This is a genomic window from Streptomyces cyslabdanicus (assembly GCF_052663305.1).
Map to the genome: position 1 here is coordinate 1 of NZ_JBQRUW010000008.1, position 23,415 is coordinate 23,415.

Genomic DNA, 23,415 nt, shown 5'->3' on the forward strand with positions numbered 1-23,415 from the left:
TCCCCAGAGGGGGGCGGGGTGGGGGGGAGGGACAGGAGACTCTCCTCCCCTCCCGCCCCACGGGAACGGCCGGGCACCCGGCGGGTACCCGGCCGTCACACCCGGGTCAGCTCTTCAGCGACGCCATCCAGGCCTCGACCTCGTCGGAGCGGCGCGGCAGGCCCGCCGAGAGATTGCGGTTGCCGTCCTCGGTGACCAGGATGTCGTCCTCGATGCGGACGCCGATGCCGCGGTACTCCTCGGGGACGGTCAGGTCGTCGGCCTGGAAGTACAGGCCCGGCTCGACGGTGAGGACCACGCCCGGCTCCAGCGTGCCCTCGACGTACGTCTCGGTCCGCGCGGCGGCGCAGTCGTGCACGTCCATGCCGAGCATGTGGCCGGTGCCGTGCAGCGTCCAGCGACGCTGCAGACCCAGCTCCAGGACCCGCTCGACCGGGCCCTCGACCAGGCCCCACTCGACGAGCTTCTCCGCGAGGACGCGCTGGGAGGCGTCGTGGAAGTCGCGGTACTTGGCGCCCGGCTTCACCGCCGCGATGCCGGCCTCCTGGGACTCGTACACCGCGTCGTAGATCTTCTTCTGGATCTCGTTGTACGTGCCGTTGATCGGCAGCGTGCGCGTGACGTCGGCGGTGTACAGGGTGTGCGTCTCCACGCCCGCGTCCAGCAGGAGCAGGTCGCCGGAGCGGACCTGGCCGTCGTTGCGCACCCAGTGCAGCGTGCAGGCGTGCGGGCCGGCCGCGCAGATGGAGCCGTAGCCGACGTCGTTGCCCTCGACGCGCGCGCGGAGGAAGAACGTTCCCTCGATGTAGCGCTCGCTGGTCGCCTCGGCCTTGTCGAGGACCTTCACCACGTCCTCGAAGCCGCGCACGGTGGAGTCGACGGCCTTCTGCAGCTCGCCGACCTCGAAGGCGTCCTTGACCAGGCGGGCCTCGGAGAGGAAGACCCGCAGCTCCTCGTCGCGCTCGGCGGTGACCTTGTCGGTCAGGGCGGCCTCGACACCGGCGTCGTAGCCGCGCACGACGCGGACCGGGCCGGTGGCCTCGCTCAGCTTGTCCGTCAGTTCGCGCACGTCGGAGGTCGCGATGCCGTACAGGGTCTCGGCCTCGGCCAGCGAGTGGCGGCGGCCGACCCACAGCTCGCCCTGGCCGGAGAGCCAGAACTCGCCGTTCTCACGGTCGGAGCGCGGCAGGAGGTAGAGCGTCCCCTCGTGACCGTCCGCGGTGGGCTCCAGGACCAGGACGCCGTCCTCGGTCTGGTTGCCGGTGAGGTAGGCGTACTCGACCGAGGAACGGAAGGAGTACTCGGTGTCGTTCGAGCGGGTCTTCAGGTTGCCCGCGGGGATGACCAGGCGCTCGCCGGGGAAGCGTGCGGACAGTGCGGCGCGGCGGCGCGCGGTGTGCTCCGCCTGCTCGACCGGCTTCAGGTCGTGCAGCTCGGTGTCGGCCCAGCCGGACTTCATGTTCTCGGCGAGCTCGTCGGACACGCCCGGGTACAGGCCGTTCTTCCGCTGCTTGATCGGTTCTTCTTCGGCGGTCTCCGGGGTCTCCGGCAGCTCCTGCGCCACGGTCTTCCTCCTCGATGCAGCCATTGGGCCGTCCCCCATCGTACGGTCGTGCGGAAGGGGGCCAGAGGCGGTAGCGCCTGTTACCGGGTGACCGGGCGGCCTACTCGAAGCGCGCCGCCAGCAGCGCCACGTCCTCCGTGCCCTCGGTCATGTCCAGACCGTTCGGCAGGACCGTGCGCAGGATGTGGTCGGCCACGGCTCCCGGGTCGTGGCGCAGCGCCCGCGGGACGCTCGCCGCGGCCGCGTGCAGCCGGGCGAAGGCGCGGTCGGCGGGGTCACCGGTGCGGTGCAGCAGCCCGTCGGTGTAGAGCAGCACCGTCTCGCCCGCGGACACCTGGAACTCCACGCTCGGCGCCTCCCAGCAGGCGAGCATGCCCAGCGGCGCGGACACGGACGTCTCCACGAACTCCGTGCGCCGTTCGCCGAGCAGCAGAGGCGGGCAGTGCCCGGCGCCCGCCAGGGTGATCCGGCGCAGCTCGGGTTCGCAGTAGGCGAACAGGGCGGTGGCGGAGCGTGCGGGCTCGGTGAGCCGCAGGAGCAGTTCGAGGTCGGACAGGACGGCGACGGGGTCCTCGCCCTCCATCACCGCGTACGCCCGCAGGGACGCCCGCAGCCGGCCCATCGCGGCGATCGCGCCCGGACCGGCGCCGGTGACCGAGCCGACCGCGAGGCCGAGTGCGGCGTCGGGCAGCGGCAGCGCGTCGTACCAGTCGCCGCCGCCGCGCGGCCCGGTGCGGTGCCGGGAGGCGAGCTGCACACCGGGGACGCGGGGCAGCCGGGAGGGCAGCAACTCCTCGTAGACCGTCGCCATGCACGCGCGCGTGCGCTCGGTTTCGAGCAGGCGCGCCAGGTGCTCGGTGGCGAACCGGAGGTAGAGGCCGGCGAGGTGGCGCTGCCGCTCGGCCGGTTCGGCGGGCTCGTCGTAGAACCAGACGGCCGCGCCGAGGCGGCCGGCGGCCTCGGTGGACAGGGGCAGCGCGTAGCTGGCGGCGTAGCCGAGGCGGCCGGCCACCTCGCGGTGGCGCGGATCGAGGCCGTCCTCGGCGAACAGGTCGGGGCGTACGACCTCGCCGTCGCCGCCCGGCAGTCCGGCCGCGGTGTCGAGGAGCGTGCCGTAGGGCATGGCGCTGCGCGGCACGGTCTCGATGTGGCCGAGATCGGCTCGTGCGAGGCCGAGACCGATGGTGGTGTCGGGGCCGAGTCCGTCGTCGGGTTCGAGGACGGCGATGCCGCGCCGGGCGCCGACGAGGGCGGCGCCGGAGCGCAGCAGTTCCTTCAGCGCGGCGTCGAGTCCGTTCGTGCGGGCCAGCCGCTCGGTGAACTCGTTCAGGGTGGTGAGGTCGAAGACCCAGCCGGCGAGCCGGTCCTGGAGGAGGGCGCCCGGTGGGCGGGGGGTGTGCGGGCCGGCCGGGCCGCTCGGGGAGTTGTCCGGGACGGCGGACGAGGGCGCGACAGTGTGTGCGGGTGCGGGGACCGTTGAATCGATTCCAGCCACTTTCGGGAGGTGGGGGGCGTTCATGGCGTCCGGCCTTCCGACCGGTGCGTATTGCTCAAAAGCATCGCAAACCCCCATGTCATTCTGCGCCGCCAGCAGTGTCTCCACATGTACACGCACTCGTGAGGGGATGTCCAGCATTGTCCTGCCGGGTTTCCTGGTGTCAGAGGGCTTCTCGGGGTCTTCTTCCCAACCTCTTGCGAAAAAGGGAAGTTGGCTTGAAACTGCCTCGGGTGACGGCCCGTTGCGGTCGACTGGGCCTGCTCGACAGAGCGTCACAGCGGTCGTGATGGGTACGTACTCGGAGAAGGCCAGGGGTGGTTGGGGGCTACCCGGAACCTGGCGACGGACCCGGGCGTCTTAACCACCGACGACCGTGCCCCATCCTTGCGCGATGGAGGCGGAGAGCAGAAGGCAAGACAGCACAACGCCATGCTCCGCCACCCCGCGCCACGCCCATGCTTCTGGTAGACGCAGTATGGACGGGGCTGCCGTGTAAGCAGCCGATGTTCGGCCCATAGGGGTTCCCCGTGCCTGAAGGCAGGGGTGTGATGCGCCAACAGGTACGCACAGTGCAGTGATCGACACATGGTGTGAGTGGTCCACGGTGTTGCCAGCGGTGCAACGGAAAGGAACGAGCGCTCATGCGCGAGATCCCCGGAAGGCGACGCGGGCTCCCGTCCCAGCGCAGTGACGAGAGGCCTGAGTCGATCGGCGCGGCCCTGACCTTCGCGACCCGGTGGCAGTGGCCCGTGCTGCCGGGCGTGGCACCGGATCCGCGGCGGCGCGGCGGCTGTGCCTGTCCCGACCCGGAGTGCACGGTGCCCGGCGCACACCCCTTCGAGCCCGGTCTCCTCGCGGCCACCACCGACGCCCGCATGGTGCGCTGGTGGTGGACCAACCGGCCCACCGCGCCGATCGTCCTGGCCACCGGGGGCAAGGCCCCCTGTGCGGTGAGCCTGCCGGCCCTCCCGGCCGCCCGTGCCCTCACCGCGCTCGACGGGGTCGGCATGCGGCTCGGTCCGGTCGTCGCCTCGCCCACGCGCTGGGCGATCCTCGTCAAGCCCTATTCCATGGAGCAGTTGGGCGAGTTGCTGTTCGCCAAGGACTTCGTCCCCGGCTCCCTCCGCTTCCACAGCGAGGGCGGATACCTCGCCCTGCCCCCTTCCGAGACCGGAGCCGGCCCGATCCGCTGGGAGCGCGCGCCGCTGCCCGGCTCCGCCTCGCCCTGGGTGCCCGACGTGGAGGCCGTGGTCGACGCCGTGGTGGAGGCCCTCACTCGTACGGGTGTGAGCGCGCCCGAGTTCTAGGGGTGTCGCGGCCGGGGCGGGCCAACCGCCCGCCCCGGGTCGTTATCGTCCTCTCGTGCCGCGTCGTTCCGTCGGACACGGAAAGCCGGTGCCGTGCGGCGACCCGAGCCGACCCGCGACGCGTCTGCCTGCTCGCCCTCCTGGGCGTCGTCGCCCGGATGCCTTCGGCCGTGCCCGCGCTGCCGCGCCGCGGACGCCGACCTGACCCTCACCGTTCGCCGAACGCGGCGGGCGTGCCGGGCTGCTGCTGAAGTCCGGGAGCAACTCGCCCATGACGACGGGCCGTTGACGTACGGCTGCGCTGAGTGAGCGGTGGCGGACATGCAAGCGCCCGGTTGCTGGCGACGGGGGATGCACCAGCAACCGGGCTACTGGAACGGTAACAAGAGATCGGCAGTTCGCAAATTCGATCCCGGATTTCCAGTCGCCGGGGGACGGCCTTTCCGGTCACCGACCCGCCTGTGCCGCCCGCGGGTTGTGACAGGCATCACTCGCTCCGCCTGGGCCGGGCGGCCGACCAGACAGCCGACCGGGTGGCCACCGGGCAGCCGACCGGGCGGCCGAACCGGCGGCCGGCCGCTCCGCCGTCGCTCAGCTCAGCGTGACCTGCCGGTTGGTCAGACCGCCGCGGGCCCGGCGCTCGTCCCCGGTCAGCGGCGTCTCGGTGGCCAGCGCGGCGGCCAGTTGCTCGGCGAACTCGGCGGCCGGCTTCTCCACGTCCTGGGCGCTCATCTCGCTCGGCAGGTCCCACACGGGGACGGTGAGACCGTGCGCCCGGAAGGAGCCCACGAGACGGGTGCCTTCACCGAGGTTCGAACGGCCCGCCGCGTGCAGCCGCGCGAGAGCGTCCAGAAGCTGCTCCTCCGGGTGCGGCATGACCCAGCGCAGGTGGTTCTTCTCCGGCGTCCGGCACCAGTACGCCGCCTCGACGCTCTCCAGGCGCACGGTCGGAATGGCCGCCGCGTTGGCGCGCTCCAGGGAGGCGGCGACCTCCGGCGTCGCGTTCTCCGCGTCCGGCACCCAGAACTCGAAGCCCTCGTGCACCACCGGCTCGAAGGGGGCCTTCAGGTCGAGCAGGTCCTGGAGCCGCGGGCCGTCGGCCGGGGCGCGGCGGCCCTGCACCGGGGTGCCGGGCTTGGCCTCCAGCGCGCGCAGCAGGGTGTCGGCGAGGTCCCGGCTGATGTCGCCGGACGACGTGTCGTTCTGGAGGCCGAGCAGCACCGAGCCGTCGTCGCGGCGCAGCGCGGGCCAGGCCATCGGCAGCACCGTGGCGAGCGTGACCGCCGGGACGCCGTCGGGCAGGCCGTCGCGCAGTGCCAGCCCGGCCGTGGCGGCGGGGACCAGCTCGCGCAGCGCCACCCAGTCGCACTCGCCGGGCAGTCCCTCGAAGGGCCGCTGCACCAGCTCGGTCACCGCGTGCGCGGCGGCCCGGCCGTGGCAGGCCTTGTACCGCCGGCCACTGCCGCACGGGCAGGGTTCGCGCGCACCGACGACCGGGATCTCTCCATCCGTGAGCTGCGGGCGCTTGGCCTTCGTCTGGGGTCGCTTCTTGGCCATCTGGGTGTCTCCCGGTTACGGCTCGTCTCGTACGGGCGCGAGCCTAGCCGTTCACGACGTCAACGACGGGATCCTGTGGACGCGGCGGGGGAATGGAGGGCCATGACAGGCGACGGCGGGCAGCGGTGGGGAAGGGGGAAGGCGAGAGGTGCGACCGGCCGTCGCCCGCACCCGCGCCCGCGGCCCGACCCGGGTGACGCCCGGGCGCGGCGCACGCGTGCGGGTTCAGTCCAGGTCGCCGAAGGCGTCCGTGAAGCCGAGGTCGGGCAGGGCCGACACCGGCGGTGCGGTGATCCGGGAGGCGAAGTCGTCGCGACGGTGACCGGCGTCCGGATCGTGCACGTCGTCGTGGACGACCACCCATACGGTGACCTCGCCGCCGGCGCCGTCCCGTACCCCCCAGTCGTCGCAGAGGGCGGTGATGATGTTGAGCCCGCGGCCGCCGTGCGCGGTGACCGAGGGGGTGGCCGGGGCCGGGCGGGTCGGGCCGCCGCCGTCGGTCACCTCGACGATCAGCCTGCCGCCCGCGTCCACCCGCCACGCGGCCCGGACGTCGCCGTCGCCGGCCAGGGCACCGCGCAGCGGCCGGCCGTGCTTGCAGGCATTGCTCAAGAGTTCGGAAAGGACCAGTACGGCGTCGTCGATGACCGATTCCGCCACGCCACCGCTGCGCAACTGGTCACGCATCCGGTGTCTTGCTTTCCCCACGCCCGCAGGGCCATGGGGTACGGCCATGCTCGACGACGTGGGCACCTCCTGTGCCACCACCAACGCCACCCCCGAGACCTCCTTCGCCCCACGCCACGGTGTGGATGCCCCACCGGCCTGTACCGGAAACCGGCCGAATCGCGTCCGGTGACGCATTTGGAACGACTGATCACGCACCGAACACGCCGGAGCACTCCCTGTCATCATGGCTGGATCGGCGGCCGGTCAGCGGCAGGTCAGCGGCCGAGCCGGTGCAGGACCGCGCGCGGGCGGTTGGTGATGATGGCGTCCACCCCCAGGTGCACGCAGAGGTCGACGTCCTGGGGCTCGTTCACCGTCCACACGTGCACCTGGTGTCCCGCCTGCCTGAGGCGCTCCACGTACGCCGGCTGGTTGCGCACGATCCGGATCGAGGGCCCCGCGATCCCGACCCCGGCCGGCAGCCGCCCGTCCCGCAGCCGCGGTGAGAGGAACTGCATCAGATAGACCGTGGGCAGGGTCGGTGAGGCCGCCCGCACCCGGTGCAGGGAGCGCGCCGAGAAGCTCATCACCCGCACCGGCGACCTCGCGGCCGAGGCCGGGGCGTCCAGTCCGAACCGCTTCAGGAGTGCCAGCAGCCGCTCCTCGACCTGCCCGGCCCAGCGTGTGGGGTGCTTGGTCTCGATGGCCAGCTCCACCGGCCGGCCGGCGTCGGCGACGAGTTCGAGCAGCCGCTCCAGGGTGAGGACGGAGGTGTCCTCGGGGTCCTCGGGCCGCACCTCCCAGTCCGGCTCCTCGACCCGGCCGCGCCAGGGCGCGCGCGTGCGCCAGGAGCCGAAGTCCAGCGTGGCGAGGTCGGCGAGCTCCAGGGCGGAGACCGCTCCCCTGCCGTTGGACGTACGGTTGACGCGGCGGTCGTGCACGCAGACGAGATGACCGTCCGCGGTCAGGCGCACATCGCACTCGAGGGCGTCCGCGCCGTCCTCGATGGCCTTCCGGTAGGCGGCCAGCGTGTGCTCCGGGGCGGCCTCGGAGGCTCCGCGGTGGGCGACGACCTGGATGTGGTGCTGCCGTACGTGGGTCACCGCGTCATGGTCCCACCACGGCGGAATGGGCGGGACGGCGGAGAACCGTCGATAATGTGTCCGTTTCATGTGAGATGACCTATATAAAGAATGTACTCGGACCCACAGCAACGGCTTATGGTGCTCTGACGGCCCGTGGGAAAAGCTGACTACGTGCACCTGCACATGCACCACATGCACAGCTGGAGCGCGCCGGGTCGTCGGCGGGCATGACGAGCGTGACCGAGTGCGACCGACAACGACAGCCGTGAACCAAGGAGAAGAGCTGTGAGCACCGAGAACGAGGGCAACACGGTACCCCCGGCGCCGTCCGCACCTCCCGTGCCGGTGGAGACTCCCGCTGCTTCCCCGCACCCGGCCGCCCCCGTGAGCGGCCCCGCCGCACCCCCGCCCCCGGACGCGCCTCCGCACGTCCCGGGAGCCCACGACGGGGCGGGCGGGCCCGCACCGCAGGGCCCCGGCTCGCCCGCCGACGGCTCGTGGCCGCCCCCGGCCCCCGCCGTGCCCGCCTACGGGGACGGCGGCGCGGGAGGCTCCGGCTGGGGCGCCGCGTACCAGCAGCACCAGCCCGCGCCCAAGCCCGGCGGTCGGCGTGGGGGCCTGGTCGCCGCGGTCCTGGTGGCCGCGCTGGTCGCCGGCGGCCTGGGCGGCGGCCTCGGCTACACCCTGGCCAGGAACGAGGACGGCGGCTCCACCACGGTCTCCGCCTCCGACTCCGGTGCCTCGCAGATCAAGCGCGACCCGAACTCGATCGCCGGCGTGGCCGCCAAGGCCCTGCCGAGCACGGTCACCATCGAGGCCGAGGGAACCGGCGGCCGGGGCGGCACCGGCACCGGCTTCGTCTTCGACACCCAGGGCCACATCGTCACCAACAACCACGTGGTGGCCGACGCCGTCGACGGCGGCAGCCTCAGCGCCACCTTCCCCGACGGCAGGAAGTACGACGCCGAGGTCGTCGGCCACGCCCAGGGCTACGACGTCGCGGTCATCCGGCTCAAGAACGCTCCCTCGGACCTCAAGCCGCTCGCCCTCGGCGACTCCGACAAGGTGGCCGTCGGCGACGAGACGATCGCCATCGGCGCGCCCTTCGGCCTGTCGAACACGGTGACGACCGGCATCATCAGCGCGAAGAACCGTCCCGTCGCCTCCAGCGACGGCGGCTCCGACAGCAAGGCCTCCTACATGAGCGCCCTCCAGACGGACGCCTCCATCAACCCGGGCAACTCCGGCGGCCCGCTCCTCGACGCGCGCGGCGCGGTCATCGGCATCAACTCCGCCATCCAGTCCGCGGGCAGCGGCGGCCTCGGCGGCGCCGGCCAGTCCGGCTCGATCGGCCTGGGCTTCGCCATCCCGATCAACCAGGCCAAGTACGTCGCCCAGCAGCTCATCAAGACCGGCAAGCCCGTCTACGCCAAGATCGGCGCGTCGGTCTCCCTGGAGGACACGACCAGCGGCGCCAAGATCACCGACCAGGGCGTCAGCGGCTCGGACCCGGTCGAAGCGGGCGGTCCCGCCGCCGAGGCCGGCCTCAAGCCCGGCGACGTCATCACCAAGCTCGACGACCGGGTCATCGACTCCGGCCCCACCCTCATCGGCGAGATCTGGACCCACAAGCCCGGCGACAAGGTCACCGTCACCTACAAGCGGGACGGCAAGGAGCACACGGCGGAGCTCACCCTCGGCTCCCGCATCGGCGACAGCTGATCCCACGCGCGCCTGCCAACCCGTTAGTCTTGTCCCCGCGCCGCCGCGCACGAGCGGCGCGGGGTGGGTTGCCCGAGCGGCCTAAGGGAACGGTCTTGAAAACCGTCGTGGCGCGAGTCACCGTGGGTTCAAATCCCACACCCACCGCGCATGTGAACGGCCCCTGACCAGGCCATATGGTCCGGGGCCGTTGTGCTGAACGCTGCCCGCTCGTCACCGTGTTTCCCCGCGGTTTCCCGCTCGATCGGGCACGGAAGGGGCACGGTGATCAGCGTCGGCGGCGCCTGCACCTCAGTCGCCCGCGAACCACACGTAACTGCCCGGGGTGGACACGCACTCATCCAGTACTGCTGCGAGATCATCCAGCGCTGCGCGCTGCTGCTCGTCCGTGCACTGTTCCTTCAAACCCGGCACCTCGCGGAGGGCGGCTGCGGCCTCCTGCTCGTTCATCACCGTGTCCCCGTACAGGTCGACAGCGGTGAGCCGACCAGGGACACCGAGATAGTGATGCGCCCCCAGCGCGTCGGCCAATGCGTCCCCGTGCCCATGGCACCCCCGCAAGAATGTCGCGCGCGCCTTCTTCCAGCTGCTGCGGGCCGGCCGCGCAGAGTGCAGTTCCACATCGATTCCCACGCTCGCCATCATGCCCGCCGCAAGGGGACTTTGTGTGGGGGCGACCGATCAGCGATTGACCGGGATCTCGTAGACGATCTCGCAGTGCGCGACAGGCACCACGATGTCCGCCGTCTCGACCGGCCGCCCTTGGTCGCTGTAGTACGTCCGCCGGATGTGCGTGACGAGCGCGGCCTTCTGGATGCCGAGTAGCGACGCCTCCTCGGTGGTCGCCTGCCTGGGCTCAGGCTGCTCCACGGCATGGCTGACGGTGATCCCGATGGCGGCCGTGCGGTTCACGACGCCTGCCCCGGCGTGGGGGCCTCCCTCGGGGAGGACGACGAGGGTGCCCGCGGTGAGGTCGTACGGCTCCCAACTGGTCGACAGCTGTACGGGCCTGCCGTCGGCCAGGAACTCGTACGTGGTCCGGACGCACAGGTCGCCCTCGTCGATACCGAGTCGGGCAGCGATTCCCACCGGGGCCGGCACCTTGGCGTCGGTCCTGCTCTCCCAGTCTCCCTGCCTGCCGACGGCCTTCATGTCCGCCCGGAACGGCGACCCTTCGGGCTGGTCGGGGGCCGTTCCTCTGATGAATCTTCTTGGACGTTCCGGCCCGGCACACGGTAGAACCCGAGGTGTGACCGTCTTCTACTGCGCCAAGTGCGGGACCGCGCTCACTGGAGACCTGGTGCCGCTGTCCATCGTTCCGGGAGTGGATGACCCGGATCACGGCGGGACAAGAAGACCGGTCGGGCTCGCTCCACCGTCCCCGTCGGGCACTACGCCATCGACCCCGAGCCGTGGGGCGCTCCCTTCGTTGGCGCAGATACATCCCGCTGCGTCGCTCGCAGTACGGGACGCGAGCTTCTGAGAGCTGACACCGGCATCACGGTGTCCGCCGGATGGCGTGACAGCTTCGTCCTGCACCCGGACGACGTCCTGCCGCACCTCGAACCTTTCACGCTCGGGAACAACTGGCTCGGGTGCTGCGGTCCCACTGGCGCGCACGGCCCCAACCTGGCCTGCTTCTGCGGCTCTCGCCTGGCCACCTGGGCGGCCGACTGCTTGGGACCGAATGAGCTCCACCTCGACCCGGTTCGTGTCTACGCCTGGAATCACGGCGGACCAGCTGACGGCTCCTGACGGAGGTACGGCCCCGCAGCCACCGGACGGCAACAGGGGACTCCGGGCTCGGCAGGCAAGACCTTGACCAAGGGGCACGCAGCGGGCACGGCGCCGACGACGATCGCTCCTCCGAGGTGCCGGTACTCGTCTGACCTGCTGCGGAGCGGCAAGGGGTACCGCTCGCCGAAAGGTCTTGAAAACCGTCGTGGCGCGAGCCACCGTGGGTTCAAATCCCACACCCACCGCGCATGTGAATGGCTCCTGACCAGGCGAATCGGTCAGGGGCCGTTGCGTCGTCGGCCGTCGTCATCTGTCATCGCTGAGTGCCCCCGTACGGCCCAGAGACGGCCCAGTGGCCGTCACCGGCATCTGCCCGCATTCGACTGCGGCTCTGTGCGACGATCAGGCGCGCGTGGTGGGACACGCGAATGGAGGGGTGGGACGTGGGCTGGTTCCTTGTTGGTGCGGCTGCGGTGGGCTGTGGTCTGTTGGCTGTGGGCGGCGTCCTGGCGTTGGCCACCGGTTGGCTGGCGCCGTGGCTGCGGGGCCGCGTAGTTCGGCCGGACCTGTGGGGGTACGGGACGGTGTCGCTGGCCGCGGGCCTGGCGACGATCACGTCCTTCAAGGCGGCAGTGGATTCGGAGATCGTGCTGGATGCGCTCTTCGTCCTCGCCATGGCGTTGCTCATCCTGGGCGGCCTGCTTCAGAGGCGCTCGCTGCGTCGCCCCGCAGACCGGTAACCGCCCGGCCTTTCGGCTGTTCCACCTCGTCCTCAAGGGCGATGAGTCCACGAGCGACGGCCCCGGGACGGCCCGCGCGGGGGTGTCGCGGTGTGCGTCTCGATGCGAACCATGGGGACGGTGGTCGCTGAGGTCGGGCGGCCTGCTGTACGGCAGCCAGGTGGGCGATGTACACCATCGGCATGGCGACTCAACCGACGCGGGCGATGTGGTGGGCCGAGACGGCGGTCTTCCTTACCGCGGCCGCCGCGACCCTCACGGCGATCGCATTTCTGGGGTCGTTGGCAGCCGGGGGCCGCCACGTGACCCTCGACGTCGTACCGATCGCGCTGTCCATCGGCGTCGGTATCTTCGTGAGCAGTCGGTTCAGGGCGTGGGGGTTGCGTTGCAGAGCCGCGTGCCCCACACAGCCTTGAAACCGTCGGGGCGCGAGCCACGTGCGCCGACGGTGCGCAGGCGTCCGTGCTCGTCCGCTGTGGGGTACGTCGGCGTTGTCACGCGGTATCGGGCTGCCGTACCGATGAATAGAGGTACTGGCCCTTCCCCAGGGGCTGCTCCGGAACGTGCCCGCGCCACAACAGGACCCCGTGACGCCTCTCCCAGTAGGTCCCGTACGCCGCCTTGATGAGCCGCTCCGGCAAGAACAGCACAGACCACAAGGCCATGATGGGCACCCATATCAGGGCGAAGACCAGGCCGAACAACATCAAGAAGACAGCGAAGCCCCGGTCAATGCTGCGGCGGAGAGACTCCCGGGGCGTGGGCAACACCGAGTCGGGGTCCGCCAGGGGAACCGCATCCTCGAACTCCCGTTTCTCGCCGCCCAGCCAGCTCAAACGGGTACAGGCGAGTACCCCGTTCACAGCGCTGAACGCCGCGAGGAGCGCAAGAGCCCGCCAATCACCCTCGCCCCTGGGAACGCCACGCACACCGAACACCACGGGCACGGTGACCAGTGTCGCGCCCACCGCCTCGGCGACGGCCATCAGCTCATGGTGGACATACCTGCGCACGTCTCTCCCCCTGGGCGCCGCTCCCCACGGTTGCCTGCCGCACCCCACCTATCCACACGGCGCTCACTCCGACAAGCGCCTCGCCCGCAGAACCCCCAAACCGGCAGCTGCTGTTGGCCCCCCGTTCATGGAGTCCCGGATCCGGGTTCCGCCCGCGGCCACCTGCCAGAAGCGCCGTGGGCGCGGCCCGTACCCGGGGTCAGGACTCCGCCCGTTGGGTGATGGCTGCCTCGGTGCGGTCGCCCAGGAACTCGTACCACCGGCGTTCCAGGCAGACGTAGCGCACGTCCGCTTCGACGAGGCTGAGGAAACCCGACACGGTCTCGGCGAGGCGTTGCTGGAGCCCCGGGTCGGCCAGCGTTCCGTCGTCGGCGAAGGCCTGGTAGCTGTTGGCCAGGCTGAACATGTCCGGGTAGACGCGGGTGCCCAGGTGTTCCAGGGGAATCCGCAGAGCCCACAGGCCGCGGTTGCCGCCGATCAGGGACGGTGAGGCGGAGACGAGCATCGCGTGCTTGTTCTTGAACGGCTGCGGCCGGACCCGGGAGACCCAGTCGATCGCGTTCTTCAGCACGCCCGGCATGGAGGCGTTGTACTCCGGCGAGGAGATGACGAAGGCGTCGCTCTGCTCGATGCGTTCGCGCAGGGCGAGGGCGCCCTGCGGCAGCCCTTCGGCGGCCTCCATGTCGCCGTCGTACAGGGGCATGTCGAACTCGTGCATGCCGGCGAGGTCGACGGTGGCACCGGTGTCGGAGACGAGCCGGGCGACAAGGGAGGCCAGGCGTGCGTTGGCCGAACCGGTCCGCAGCGCCGCGCCGAAGACCAGGAACCGCAGCGGGCCGGGAGACGCGTCCGTGGGCATGGAGCCGTCCTTCCGTCGTGGGTACGCGCTCCCAGCGGGAGCGCCCCACCGACCAGTGTGGTTCCGGGAGCGCGGGTGTGCGACCGCCGGCCGGGGCGGCGGGGCGGCGGGGCGGTGATCCGTCGCCCGCTCGGGGCCGCTCTCTCCGGGGCTCAGGGCCGGTGGCCGGTCAGGCGGGCCGCGGAGGCTATCGTCGCGCGGGCCTCGTGTTCGGTCAGACCGGTGTGGCGGGCCGCGTCGACCAGGGGGGTGACGAGCAAGGGGCCGATGCCGTTCTCGTAGGCGCGGCAGGCGGCCCAGAACAGGCGTGTGTTGCGCTGGCCCTCGTGGGCGCCCAGCACGAACTGCACCAGGCCCTCGCCGTGCCGGCCCGCCGAGCGCGGTGCGGGGCGGCGGTCGGTGCGCGGCCGCGGGAGCAGGAGGCGCAGCAGGGCGCGCGGGCAGGGGGCCGGGAAGAGGTGTGCGGTGCCGGGGGCGGTGGTGTAGGCGCCGTGTCCGGTGCGGGAGCCGGGGCCGACCAGGTAGCCGCCGGCGCCGCGGATGTCGATGCCGGGGGCCAGGCGGCCGGCCGAGTTGGGGACGGCGACGCCGGGCGGCCCGCTCAGCCACAGGTGGCGGCCGCCGCTCGGGGTCAGGACGACCACCGTGGCGGGGATGGTGAACAGGTGGCGCCGGGCGAGCTCACGCAGGGCCGCCGAGGCGTCCGTGCCTGTCTTGGTGTCCAGATCGACGCCGATCAGATGGTGTGGGGGCAGTCCGCAGGCGATGCCGTAGCCGGTGGCCCAGGGTGCGGCGGCGAACAGTTCCCGGATGCGGGCCGGGTCGGTGGAGGCGTCGTACACCCCGTGGCCGAAGCGGCCGCACGCGCCGTGGCAGGGCGGACCGGACGGGCCCACCGGATCGGGGTCGGCGCGGTGCGGGGAGCGCAGGGCCGGGAGTTTCGTCCGGGACAGGGGGATGACGGCCAGTCCGCGTTCGGCGGCTGACAGGGCGTGCGCGAGGGCCAGCGTCGTGGCCTGCCGGTCGATGGTGGCCATGCCTCTATGTTCGTACGTATGTTCGAGAAAGGAAAGGGGGAGGCGGGCGCGGGACGCCGTGGGGCGGGGTTTTCGGGCGGTTTTTCGAGGGGCGCCTCGGCCCGTGTGGGCCTTGTGGCCCTTGCGGCGCCTGGGGATCAGCGGTCCGCGTCGCCCCCGACGGAGCTCGCGATAGAACTCCCGGCGGCAGGAAGGGTGGCGAAAGGGGTTTATCGACATGTCCTCACGCTTGCGTGCGAATCGGGTGCTCCGGGGTGGTTCGCCGGGTTCCGGTGGGCAACTCTGATCTCGCGACGTCGTGAGGAAGCCCGGGCGGTCGGCCAACTGCCCAGGTGAAAGCCGTACTTCATGTACTCCCCGGCAAGGCAGCCGGTGCGTACCTCGTACTGGAGGAGCAACATGGCAAGCATCCGTACCGCTCGTGTTCTCGCCGCTGCCGCGGCCATCCCCCTCGCCGCGGCGCTCTTCGCCGGCGTCGCCGCCGCGGACACGGGAGCCATCGCGGGCAACGGATCGAACGCGGGCGTCGCGGGCCTCGTCGGCAGCGGGGTCGGCCGCGACAACAGCGGCAACTCGTCCACCACGCAGCAGCAGGCGGTCGGCTCGGGCGCCACGAACCAGAGCAACACCGCACAGGTCAACCGCTCCGCGTTCACGGCCATCCAGCAGGGCAACAAGAACGTCGTCGTCCACTTCACCCGGCTGTGGTGAGCCGGGGCGGGCCGGCGCGCAGTCTGGGGACCAGCCGGCCCTGACCCTCCTGGTGGGTGTGCTCGTGGGGACGTAACACACCTCTGCGCGGCGGTGCTTCGGCTCCGCCGCGCAGACGTGTTCCGGGGGATCGCGGCACAGGGACCGCCGTACGGGGATCGCGGCACAGGGGCCGCCGTACGGGGATCGCGGCGCAGGGACCCGCGCACAGGGACCCCGGCACAGAAGGGCGCGGTAGGGGCCCGGCCGGCCCGCGACGCCGTCCGGAACGTCCCCCAGGGGTGAACCCGCAGTACACCCGGCCCGTTCCTCCACCTTCAGGAGGTGCGGCCAACCCCACCCCTACAACCTGAGGCGGACTCGGCTGCGGGACCTGCGGGCGATCCGCGGGAGCGGGTGCCGCTCCTAGCGTGGAGGCATGACCACATCCGTCCGCACCAGCGTGTCGAAAGCCGCCGTACCGGCGACCAGGACTCCGGCGTACCCGTCCTTCGCGTCGTACGTGCGGGACCGGCAGCCGCTGCTGCTGCGCACCGCCCGGTCGCTGACCGCGAACCCGAGCGACGCGGAGGATCTGCTGCAGACCGCGCTCACCAAGACGTACGTGGCGTGGGAGCGGATCGAGGATCACCGGGCGCTCGACGGCTATGTGCGCCGCGCGCTGTTGAACACCCGGACCTCGCAGTGGCGCAAGCGGAAGGTCGACGAGTTCGCCTGCGACGAGCTGCCCGAGCCGGAGCCGGTGCCCGGCGCGGCCGACCCGGCGGAGCAGCAGGCGCTGCGCGACGCCATGTGGCGGGCGATCATGAAGCTGCCCACCCGGCAGCGGGCGATGGTCGTCCTGAGGTATTACGAGGACCTCTCCGAGATCCAGACGGCCGAGGTGCTCGGAGTGTCCGTGGGTACGGTGAAGTCGGCGGTGTCGCGGGCGCTCGGCAAGCTGCGGGAGGACCCGGAGCTCGGGCGCGTGCGTTGACCGCCGGCGAACGTTGTGTGATCGATCATCCGGGGCTAGTGACATACCGCACGGTATGTGAGCAGAATCAGCGCATCCCTTACCACCGTAGGCGACGCCGCCCCGGGAGGACGCCGTGCTGAGCACCATGCAGGACGTACCGCTGCTGATCTCGAGGATCCTGGCCCACGGGTCGACGATCCACGGGACGTCGCAGGTGATCAGCTGGACCGGTGACGGCGAGCCCCACCGCCGCTCCTTCGCCGCGATCGGCGAGCGCGCGGCCCAACTGGCGCACGCCCTGCGCGAGGACCTCGGGGTCGCGGCCGACGACCGCGTGGCGACGCTCATGTGGAACAACGCGGAGCATGTCGAGGCGTACTTCGCGATCCCCTGCATGGGCGCGGTGCTGCACACCCTCAACCTGCGCCTGCCCGCCGAGCAGCTCGCCTGGATCGTCAACCACGCCGCCGACCGCGTCATCATCGTCAACGGCTCCCTGATCCCGCTGCTCGGCCCGCTGCTGCCGCACCTGAAGACGGTCGAGCACGTCGTCGTCACGGGCCCCGGCGACCGCACCCCGCTCGACGGCTCTCACGCCCAGGTGCACGACTACGAGGACCTGATCGCGGCCAAGCCGGTCACCTACGACTGGCCCGAGCTGGACGAACGCCAGGCCGCCGCCATGTGCTACACCTCCGGCACCACGGGCGACCCCAAGGGCGTGGTCTACAGCCACCGTTCGGTCTACCTGCACTCCATGCAGGTCAACATGAGCGAGTCCATGGGCCTGACCGACCGGGACACCACGCTCGTGGTGGTCCCGCAGTTCCACGTCAACGCCTGGGGCCTGCCGCACGCCACCTTCCTGTCCGGCGTCAACCTTCTGATGCCGGACCGCTTCCTTCAGCCGGCCCCGCTCGCCGAGATGATCGAGCGGGAGAAGCCGACGCACGCGGCCGCCGTGCCCACCATCTGGCAGGGGCTGCTCGCCGAACTGACCTCCCGGCCCCGCGAGGTCTCCTCCCTCACCCAGGTCACCATCGGCGGCTCGGCCTGCCCGCCCTCCCTCATGGAGGCCTTCGACCGGCTGGGCATGCGGGTGTGCCACGCCTGGGGCATGACCGAGACCTCCCCGCTCGGCACGGTGGCCCGCCCGCCGGCCCACTCGATCGGCACGGACGACGAGTTCGGCTACCGCCTCACCCAGGGCCGCTTCCCGGCCGGGGTCGAGGCCCGCCTGACCGGGCCCGGCGGTGAACGCCTCCCCTGGGACGGCGAGTCCGCGGGCGAGCTGGAGGTCCGCGGACCGTGGATCGCGGGCGCCTACTACAACGGCCCCGGCGCCGAACCGCTGCGCCCGGCCGACAAGTTCAGCGAGGACGGCTGGCTGAAGACAGGCGACGTCGGCACCATCAGCCCCGACGGCTTCCTCACCCTCACCGACCGGGCCAAGGACGTCATCAAGTCGGGCGGTGAGTGGATCTCCTCCGTGGAGCTGGAGAACGCCCTGATGTCCCACCCGGACATCGCCGAGGCCGCCGTCGTCGCCGTCCCCGACGACCGGTGGGGCGAGCGCCCGCTGGCCAGCGTCGTCCTCAAGACAGGCGCCACCGTCGGCTTCGAGGCACTGCGCGCCTTCCTCCAGGAGGAGCGCGCGATAGCCAAGTGGCAGCTCCCGGAGCGCTGGACCGTCATCGAGGCCGTTCCGAAGACCAGTGTCGGCAAGTTCGACAAGAAGGTGCTGCGCAGGCAGTACGCCGCCGGAGAGCTGGACGTCACGCGGATCTGACCGCGGACCGGACGGCACGCGCGCGTGTACACGCACGACGCCGGGCGGGGAGCGTGAGTGCTCTCCGCCCGGCGTCGTACGCGAGGGGGGCCGGTCGGTCGGTCAGTTGGTGCCGATCCGGGCCAACAGGTCGACGATCCGGCTCTGCACCTCGTCGCTGGTGGACCGCTCCGCGAGGAACAGCACCGTCTCGCCCGAGGCCAGCCGCGGCAGGTCGGCCTGGTCGACGGCGGCCGTGTAGACCACCAGCGGGGTGCGGCTGAGCTGCCCGTTCGCGCGCAGCCAGCCCAGGATCCCGGCGCGGCGCCGGTGCACCTGCATCAGGTCCATCACGACCAGGTTCGGCCGGAACTGCCCGGCGAGCGTCACCGCGTCGTCGTCGCTCGCGGCCCGCGCCACCTGCATCCCACGCCGCTCCAGCGTCGCCGTCAGCGCCAGCGCGATCTCCGCGTGCTCCTCGATCAGCAGCACACGCGGCGGATGCTGCTCGCTGTCACGCGGCGCGAGCGCCTTCAGCAGTACGGCCGGGTCGGCGCCGTAGGCCGCCTCGCGCGTCGCCTGCCCGAGTCCTGCCGTGACCAGCACCGGTACCTCGGCGGCGACCGCGGCCTGCCGCAGCGACTGCAACGCCGTGCGCGTGATCGGCCCCGTCAGCGGGTCGACGAACAGGGCGGCGGGGAAGGCCGCGATCTGCGCGTCCACCTCCTCGCGCGAGTTCACGATGACCGGCCGGTAGCCGCGGTCGCTCAGCGCCTGCTGGGTGGTGACGTCGGGGGCCGGCCAGACCAGCAGTCGGCGCGGGTTGTCCAGCGGCTCCGGGGGCAGTTCGTCGTCCATCGGCTGCGGCCGCGGGGTGTCCGCGATCTCCACCGCACCACCGGGACCGTCCAGCGGCTCGGGACCCTCGGCGGCGTTCTCGTCCGGAGCCCCGATGGCGTACGACCGTCCGCCGCCTTCGGTGCCGACGGCCACGGCGGGGCCGCCCCGGGAGGGCTGCGCGGTGGGCTGCTCGGCCGACGGGTGCGGGCGGGCCGTCGGTGCCTGCGTCTGTGCCTGCGCCTGTGGCGCCGTCTGCGGGCGCGCGGCGGCCGGGTCGGGCGGAGTGCCCAGCTTGCGTCGGCGGCCGGAACCGCCGGTCGTCTGCGGGGGCGGCGTGGCCGACGGCGGCTGCGGCGCCTGCGCCTGAGCCGCCTGCCGGCTGAACGGCACGCCCTGTCCCAGTGTGCGCACGCTGAACGCCCGCCCCTGCGTCGAGTTGGGGTCGACGGGCGCGGCGGCCTCGGCGGGCAACGGCTGGGCCACACGCGGTGCCGCGGTCCCGGGGCCGGGCTGGGCCTGTACGGCGGCCGGCCCCGTCACCTGCTCGGGCGGGAGGGCGGTGCCTGCGGCGGCCGGGGTGCCGTGGGGCGGTGTGCCGGGCATGCCGGGCGCACCGGGGGCAGCCGACTGGGGAAGGGCCTGAGCCGGGGGCAGCGGGGTGCCGGTGGCGTTCGGCGGTACGGGGCTGCCACCCGCGCCGGGGACCGGCTGCGGGGCGGGGACCGCCTGAGCCGGGGCGCCCAGGGCCGGGATGCCCTGCGCGGGAACGGGCTGCGCGGGGGAGGCCTGCTGGGCCGGGGCCGGGACGGCGGGGTTCTGCGCGGGAGCGAGTACGGGAGGCTGCGCGGGGAGCGGCTGACCGGGGATGCCGAGCGCGGGAGCGGGCACCGTGCCCGTGGCCCCGTGTTCCGGCGACGGCACCTGCGCGGGCAGGGCGGCCTGTTCGGACGGCTGCTGCGCGGGCGGCGCCTGACCGGGAACGGGCTGTTGCACGGAAGCCTGCGGCCCCGCCCCCGGCTGTCCGGGAGCCACCGGCGGTGCGACGGGCTGCCCTGGCACGCCCTGCGGGGCGACGGGCTGAGCGGGCAGGCCCTGCGGCATGGCGGGCTGTCCCGGCAGGCCGTGAGGAGCGACGGGCTGACCGGGAGTCCCTTGTGGCGCGGCGGGCTGTCCGGGCAGGCCCTGGGGAACGATGGGCTGACCGGGAGTCACCTGTTGCGGAGTGGGCTGTCCTGGTACGCCCTGCGGGGCGACGGGCTGTCCGGGCAGGCCCTGGGGAGCGATGGGCTGACCGGGAGTCACCTGTTGCGGAGTGAGCTGTCCGGGCACCCCCCGCGGCGCGACGGGCTGCCCCGGAGTCCCTTGCGGCACAGCCTGCGCGAGCGCCTGGGCGCCACCGGGGTCGGCCGGCACCGGAACGCCCGGTCCGGCCGTACCCTGCACGGGCGCGCCCGACAAGGGCACGGGTACGGCCCCGGTAGGCGCACCCGGCGCACCCGGCGCACCCGGCGCACCCGGCGCACCCGGCGCGGGCGTCGCGCCCGCTGTCGCGGTGTTCTGCGGCTGGGCCACCGCCCGCCGACGGCGTCCCGTCGGCGCGCTGGTGGGATGCGGCTGCGGCGGCGTGTGCTCGTCGGCCTGGTCGTGAAGTACCGCGTCGTGCTGCCCTTCGTCCCCCCGAGGGACGGGGACGGCGGCACCTTGCGTCGGCACCCGGGGCGCCTGCGCGGCCTCCGGGCCTTCGGCGGGCCGGTCCGCCTCCGCGGGCGGCAGGGCGAACACCGGACGGGAAGCCGCCTCCTGCGCGACGGCACGCTCGGACGCCGCGGCCAGGGCGCGCCGACGGCGCCCGCCCGGCTGCGGGGCGGAGGCCGCCGGGTTCTCGCTGCCCGCCGCCTCTGCCTGCGCCGCTTCTGCCTGCACCGCCTCGGGTTGTGCGTCGGCGGCCGCGGGCAGCGCCGCCGGCAGTGCCTCGGGTCGGCCGACCTCGCGCCGGGCGCGCCGCCCGGTGGGCACGGGTACGCCCTGCGGCGGCACCGTACCGCCGAGTCCCGTACCCGAGGCCGCCGTTCCCGCGCCGTGCTCGCCCGCCATGACCACGGCGCCCTCGGACACGCCGTCCGCGTCGTCGGCGGGCCGTCCGCGCCGCCGTCCCGTACCACCGGAGCCGTCCGTGCCCTGGGCGACCTGGGCGACCTGGGCTCCCGCGGCCGGGACCTGCCCGGTCTCCTGGGACGGCTCGGCCGCCCGCCGCCTGCGCCGACCGGTCGGAGCCGCCGGGGCACCGGCGGCCGCCTCCGCCTGGTCGTCGGTTTCGAGGAACGCGTCCGTCGAGGACCGCCGGGCCCGCCTCCGCCCGCCGACCGCAGGCTGCTCGGACACGGCGGGCTCCGCCGGGGCGGGCTCTTCGGGAGCCGCGGCCGGCTCCAGGGCGTGGACCGGTGCCGGGGCCGGTGCAGGGACGACGCCGGCACCGCCGCCGAGCGGCACCTCCAGGACGTACGCGCTGCCGCTCATGCCCGGTACTTCGTGGGTCTGGAGGACACCGCCGTGCGCCCGGACGATCCCGCGCACGATCGGCTCGTGCACCGGGTCTCCCCCGGCGTACGGCCCGCGCACCTCGATCCGGACGACCTCACCGCGCTGCGCCGCCGCCACCACGACGGTGTTGTCCATGTAACCGCCCACCGAGACGGGCGAGTTCCCGGTGGCGTCCACGCCGGCGACGTCCGCGACGAGGTGCGCGAGCGCGGTGGCCAGACGCCGCGGGTCGACCTCGGCCTCGATGGGCGGCGCGTGCACGGCGAACTGCACCCGCCCGGGGCCGATCAGCTCGACGGCGCCGTCGACACCGGCGGCGACGACCGCGTCCAGCATCACGTTCGTCCGGATGATCTCCTCGCTGCCGGCGTCGAGACGCTGGTAGCCGAGGACGTTGTCGATCAGCGTCGTGATCCGGGCGTACCCGGCAGACAGGTGGTGCAGCACCTGGTTGGCCTCGGGCCAGAGCTGCCCGGCGTCGTCGGCGGCGAGGGCGGCCAGCTCGCGGCGCAGTTCGTCCAGGGGGCCGCGCAGGGAGCCGCCGAGGAGGATCAGCAGCTGCTCGTACCGGCCGGCCAGCGCCTCGTAGCGGTCCTTCTCCCGCTCGCCGAGGGCGGCGTAGCGCTCCTCGTTCGCCGCGAGTTGCTCCGCGTGCCGCTCGGTGAGTTCCTCGATCTCGGTGGCGTGCTGCTGGCGCAGCGCGGTGAGTTCGGAGGCGTGCTTCTCGGTGAGCTGTTCGAGCCGTTCCTCGTGGCGCTGCTCCTCGGCGGCCTTCTCGTCGGCGAGCGCGTCGTAGGGGCGCCGGTCGGTGAAGGTCATGACGGCGCCGACGAGCTGGTCGCCGTCGCGCACCGGCGCGGTGGTCAGATCGACGGGAACCTTGTCGCCGGACTTGGACCACAGCACCTGTCCGCGCACCCGGTGCTTGCGCCCGGAGCGAAGGGTGTCGGCCAGCGGCGACTCGCCGTACGGGAAGGGGGAGCCGTCGGCGCGCGAGTGCAGGACGAGGGTGTGCAGCTCGCGGCCGCCGAGGTCGCCGGCCCGGTAGCCCAGAATCTGCGCGGCGGCGGGGTTGACGAGCACGACCCGCCCGTCGGTGTCGGTACCCACGACACCCTCGGCGGCGGCCCGCAGGATCATCTCGGTCTGCCGCTGAGAACGCGCCAGTTCGGCCTCGGTGTCGATGGTGCCGGACAGGTCGCGGACGACCAGCATCAGCAGTTCGTCGCCGCTGTAGCCGTGGCCGTCGTAGGCCTGCTGGCTGTTCTCCAGGTTCGCGCTGGTGACCTCGACCGGGAACTCCGACCCGTCGGTCCGCCGGGCCGTCATCCGGGTCGGCTTGGTCCGCCCGTGCGGGTCGATGTGGTCGGGCCTGCGCATGGAGCCGGGGATCAGCTTGGAGTCGAACTGCGGCAGCAGATCGAGCAGGCCCCGCCCGACGAGGGCGGTACCCGGCGTCTCGAACGCCTCCAGCGCGATGGTGTTGGCGTTGACGACGGTGCCGTTGGCGTTGACCAGCACCAGGGCGTCGGGCAGCGCGTCGAGTATGGCAGCGAGGCGAGCAGCGCCTCGGGATGGCCTGCTGCTCACGAGACGCTTCCTCCCTGTCACCGCACCTTGCCGACCGCGGGGGCCATCTTGCCAACCGGCCCGCAGCGTGTCACGCGAGGGAGTCTATGCGCAGAGGTTGCCGCCGCGACGCCGGATGAGAGGGAGGTCGCACGGCGGAGTTGACGTCGGACCTCTGACCGAACGGCTTCGCTTCGCACGACCTCCGCGAGATCTTTACGACTCACGGCCACCACGCCG

16 protein-coding genes, 1 tRNA gene and 1 pseudogene are annotated in these 23,415 nt (G+C 72.7%); 7 read left to right on the plus strand and 11 right to left on the minus strand.

Translation table 11 applies throughout. The annotated features are described in order from the left end of the window. Positions 1 to 106 precede the first annotated feature (106 nt). Together ACTYVM_RS05890 and ACTYVM_RS05895 are read right to left on the minus strand one after the other, a co-directional pair. Positions 107 to 1,588: an aminopeptidase P family protein gene (locus ACTYVM_RS05890; RefSeq protein ID WP_445524895.1), complete on the minus strand. Its 1,482-nt coding sequence runs from the start codon at positions 1,586 to 1,588 to the stop codon at positions 107 to 109. Between the two features lie 76 nt (positions 1,589 to 1,664). Then, positions 1,665 to 3,200 (minus strand): PP2C family protein-serine/threonine phosphatase, encoded by a 1,536-nt coding sequence (locus tag ACTYVM_RS05895; protein ID WP_445524896.1) that lies wholly within the window; start codon positions 3,198 to 3,200, stop codon positions 1,665 to 1,667. Between the two features lie 503 nt (positions 3,201 to 3,703). Here ACTYVM_RS05895 and ACTYVM_RS05900 point away from each other — a divergent pair. Further along, positions 3,704 to 4,369, plus strand: a complete 666-nt coding sequence (locus ACTYVM_RS05900; protein WP_445524897.1) for a bifunctional DNA primase/polymerase — start codon at positions 3,704 to 3,706, stop codon at positions 4,367 to 4,369. A 591-nt stretch (positions 4,370 to 4,960) separates the two neighbouring features. Here the strand turns inward: ACTYVM_RS05900 and ACTYVM_RS05905 are convergent. The 3 genes from ACTYVM_RS05905 to ACTYVM_RS05915 form a co-directional block, all read right to left on the minus strand. Next, complete coding sequence (locus tag ACTYVM_RS05905) at positions 4,961 to 5,926, minus strand: DUF5926 family protein (RefSeq protein WP_445524898.1); 966 nt, start codon at positions 5,924 to 5,926, stop codon at positions 4,961 to 4,963. Between the two features lie 225 nt (positions 5,927 to 6,151). Next, a complete protein-coding gene (locus ACTYVM_RS05910) occupies positions 6,152 to 6,790 on the minus strand; it encodes an ATP-binding protein (protein ID WP_445524899.1) in 639 nt (212 codons plus the stop codon). A gap of 80 nt (positions 6,791 to 6,870) precedes the next feature. Beyond that, a complete protein-coding gene (locus ACTYVM_RS05915) occupies positions 6,871 to 7,698 on the minus strand; it encodes a glycerophosphodiester phosphodiesterase (protein WP_445524900.1) in 828 nt (275 codons plus the stop codon). 267 nt (positions 7,699 to 7,965) lie between these two features. Between ACTYVM_RS05915 and ACTYVM_RS05920 the strand changes: the two genes are divergently transcribed. Beyond that, positions 7,966 to 9,402 (plus strand): S1C family serine protease, encoded by a 1,437-nt coding sequence (locus ACTYVM_RS05920; RefSeq protein WP_445524901.1) that lies wholly within the window; start codon positions 7,966 to 7,968, stop codon positions 9,400 to 9,402. Positions 9,403 to 9,464: 62 nt separating this feature from the next. Then, positions 9,465 to 9,549, plus strand: a tRNA-Ser gene (locus ACTYVM_RS05925). A 144-nt stretch (positions 9,550 to 9,693) separates the two neighbouring features. Here the strand turns inward: ACTYVM_RS05925 and ACTYVM_RS05930 are convergent. Together ACTYVM_RS05930 and ACTYVM_RS05935 are read right to left on the minus strand one after the other, a co-directional pair. Beyond that, on the minus strand, positions 9,694 to 10,035 hold the full coding sequence (locus ACTYVM_RS05930; RefSeq protein ID WP_445524902.1) for a hypothetical protein: 342 nt from the start codon (positions 10,033 to 10,035) through the stop codon (positions 9,694 to 9,696). Between the two features lie 48 nt (positions 10,036 to 10,083). Further along, positions 10,084 to 10,593, minus strand: a pseudogene (locus ACTYVM_RS05935) (UTRA domain-containing protein); the annotation flags it as partial. A 989-nt stretch (positions 10,594 to 11,582) separates the two neighbouring features. On the opposite strand from ACTYVM_RS05935, the gene ACTYVM_RS05940 reads away from it, so the two are divergent. Continuing rightward, positions 11,583 to 11,879, plus strand: coding sequence for a hypothetical protein (locus tag ACTYVM_RS05940; RefSeq protein ID WP_445524903.1), 297 nt, complete (start codon positions 11,583 to 11,585; stop codon positions 11,877 to 11,879). A 494-nt stretch (positions 11,880 to 12,373) separates the two neighbouring features. Here ACTYVM_RS05940 and ACTYVM_RS05945 read toward each other — a convergent pair whose 3' ends face one another. The 3 genes from ACTYVM_RS05945 to ACTYVM_RS05955 all read right to left on the minus strand — a co-directional run bounded on the left by ACTYVM_RS05945 (position 12,374) and on the right by ACTYVM_RS05955 (position 14,788). Further along, positions 12,374 to 12,865 carry a hypothetical protein gene (locus tag ACTYVM_RS05945; protein ID WP_445524904.1) on the minus strand — a complete coding sequence of 164 codons (492 nt, stop codon included), beginning with the start codon at positions 12,863 to 12,865 and terminating at the stop codon, positions 12,374 to 12,376. Positions 12,866 to 13,091: 226 nt separating this feature from the next. After that, the gene (locus tag ACTYVM_RS05950) at positions 13,092 to 13,751 is read right to left on the minus strand and encodes an NADPH-dependent FMN reductase (RefSeq protein WP_445524905.1); all 660 of its coding nucleotides are present in this window, start codon (positions 13,749 to 13,751) and stop codon (positions 13,092 to 13,094) included. Positions 13,752 to 13,903: 152 nt separating this feature from the next. Continuing rightward, complete coding sequence (locus ACTYVM_RS05955; protein ID WP_445524906.1) at positions 13,904 to 14,788, minus strand: bifunctional DNA primase/polymerase; 885 nt, start codon at positions 14,786 to 14,788, stop codon at positions 13,904 to 13,906. 399 nt (positions 14,789 to 15,187) lie between these two features. Between ACTYVM_RS05955 and ACTYVM_RS05960 the strand changes: the two genes are divergently transcribed. From ACTYVM_RS05960 to ACTYVM_RS05970, 3 genes are all read left to right on the plus strand, one after another. Beyond that, positions 15,188 to 15,499 (plus strand): hypothetical protein, encoded by a 312-nt coding sequence (locus ACTYVM_RS05960; RefSeq protein WP_445524907.1) that lies wholly within the window; start codon positions 15,188 to 15,190, stop codon positions 15,497 to 15,499. 418 nt (positions 15,500 to 15,917) lie between these two features. Continuing rightward, complete coding sequence (locus tag ACTYVM_RS05965; RefSeq protein WP_445524908.1) at positions 15,918 to 16,475, plus strand: SigE family RNA polymerase sigma factor; 558 nt, start codon at positions 15,918 to 15,920, stop codon at positions 16,473 to 16,475. Between the two features lie 115 nt (positions 16,476 to 16,590). Continuing rightward, positions 16,591 to 18,246 carry a long-chain fatty acid--CoA ligase gene (locus ACTYVM_RS05970; RefSeq protein ID WP_445524909.1) on the plus strand — a complete coding sequence of 552 codons (1,656 nt, stop codon included), beginning with the start codon at positions 16,591 to 16,593 and terminating at the stop codon, positions 18,244 to 18,246. Between the two features lie 102 nt (positions 18,247 to 18,348). Here the strand turns inward: ACTYVM_RS05970 and ACTYVM_RS05975 are convergent, their stop codons facing one another. After that, a complete protein-coding gene (locus ACTYVM_RS05975) occupies positions 18,349 to 23,196 on the minus strand; it encodes a PAS domain-containing protein (RefSeq protein WP_445524910.1) in 4,848 nt (1,615 codons plus the stop codon). Positions 23,197 to 23,415 lie beyond the last annotated feature (219 nt).

Excerpts from the sequence above, each read along its gene's own strand:
- ACTYVM_RS05890 (WP_445524895.1), bottom strand. The coding sequence starts at position 1,588 with ATGGCTGCATCGAGGAGGAAGACCGTGGCGCAGGAGCTGCCGGAGACC.
- ACTYVM_RS05895 (WP_445524896.1), bottom strand. The coding sequence starts at position 3,200 with ATGCTGGACATCCCCTCACGAGTGCGTGTACATGTGGAGACACTGCTG.
- ACTYVM_RS05900 (WP_445524897.1), top strand. The coding sequence starts at position 3,704 with ATGCGCGAGATCCCCGGAAGGCGACGCGGGCTCCCGTCCCAGCGCAGT.
- ACTYVM_RS05905 (WP_445524898.1), bottom strand. The coding sequence starts at position 5,926 with ATGGCCAAGAAGCGACCCCAGACGAAGGCCAAGCGCCCGCAGCTCACG.
- ACTYVM_RS05910 (WP_445524899.1), bottom strand. The coding sequence starts at position 6,790 with ATGCGTCACCGGACGCGATTCGGCCGGTTTCCGGTACAGGCCGGTGGG.
- ACTYVM_RS05945 (WP_445524904.1), bottom strand. The coding sequence starts at position 12,865 with ATGGCCGTCGCCGAGGCGGTGGGCGCGACACTGGTCACCGTGCCCGTG.
- ACTYVM_RS05950 (WP_445524905.1), bottom strand. The coding sequence starts at position 13,751 with ATGCCCACGGACGCGTCTCCCGGCCCGCTGCGGTTCCTGGTCTTCGGC.
- ACTYVM_RS05955 (WP_445524906.1), bottom strand. The coding sequence starts at position 14,788 with ATGGCCACCATCGACCGGCAGGCCACGACGCTGGCCCTCGCGCACGCC.
- ACTYVM_RS05960 (WP_445524907.1), top strand. The coding sequence starts at position 15,188 with ATGGCAAGCATCCGTACCGCTCGTGTTCTCGCCGCTGCCGCGGCCATC.
- ACTYVM_RS05965 (WP_445524908.1), top strand. The coding sequence starts at position 15,918 with ATGACCACATCCGTCCGCACCAGCGTGTCGAAAGCCGCCGTACCGGCG.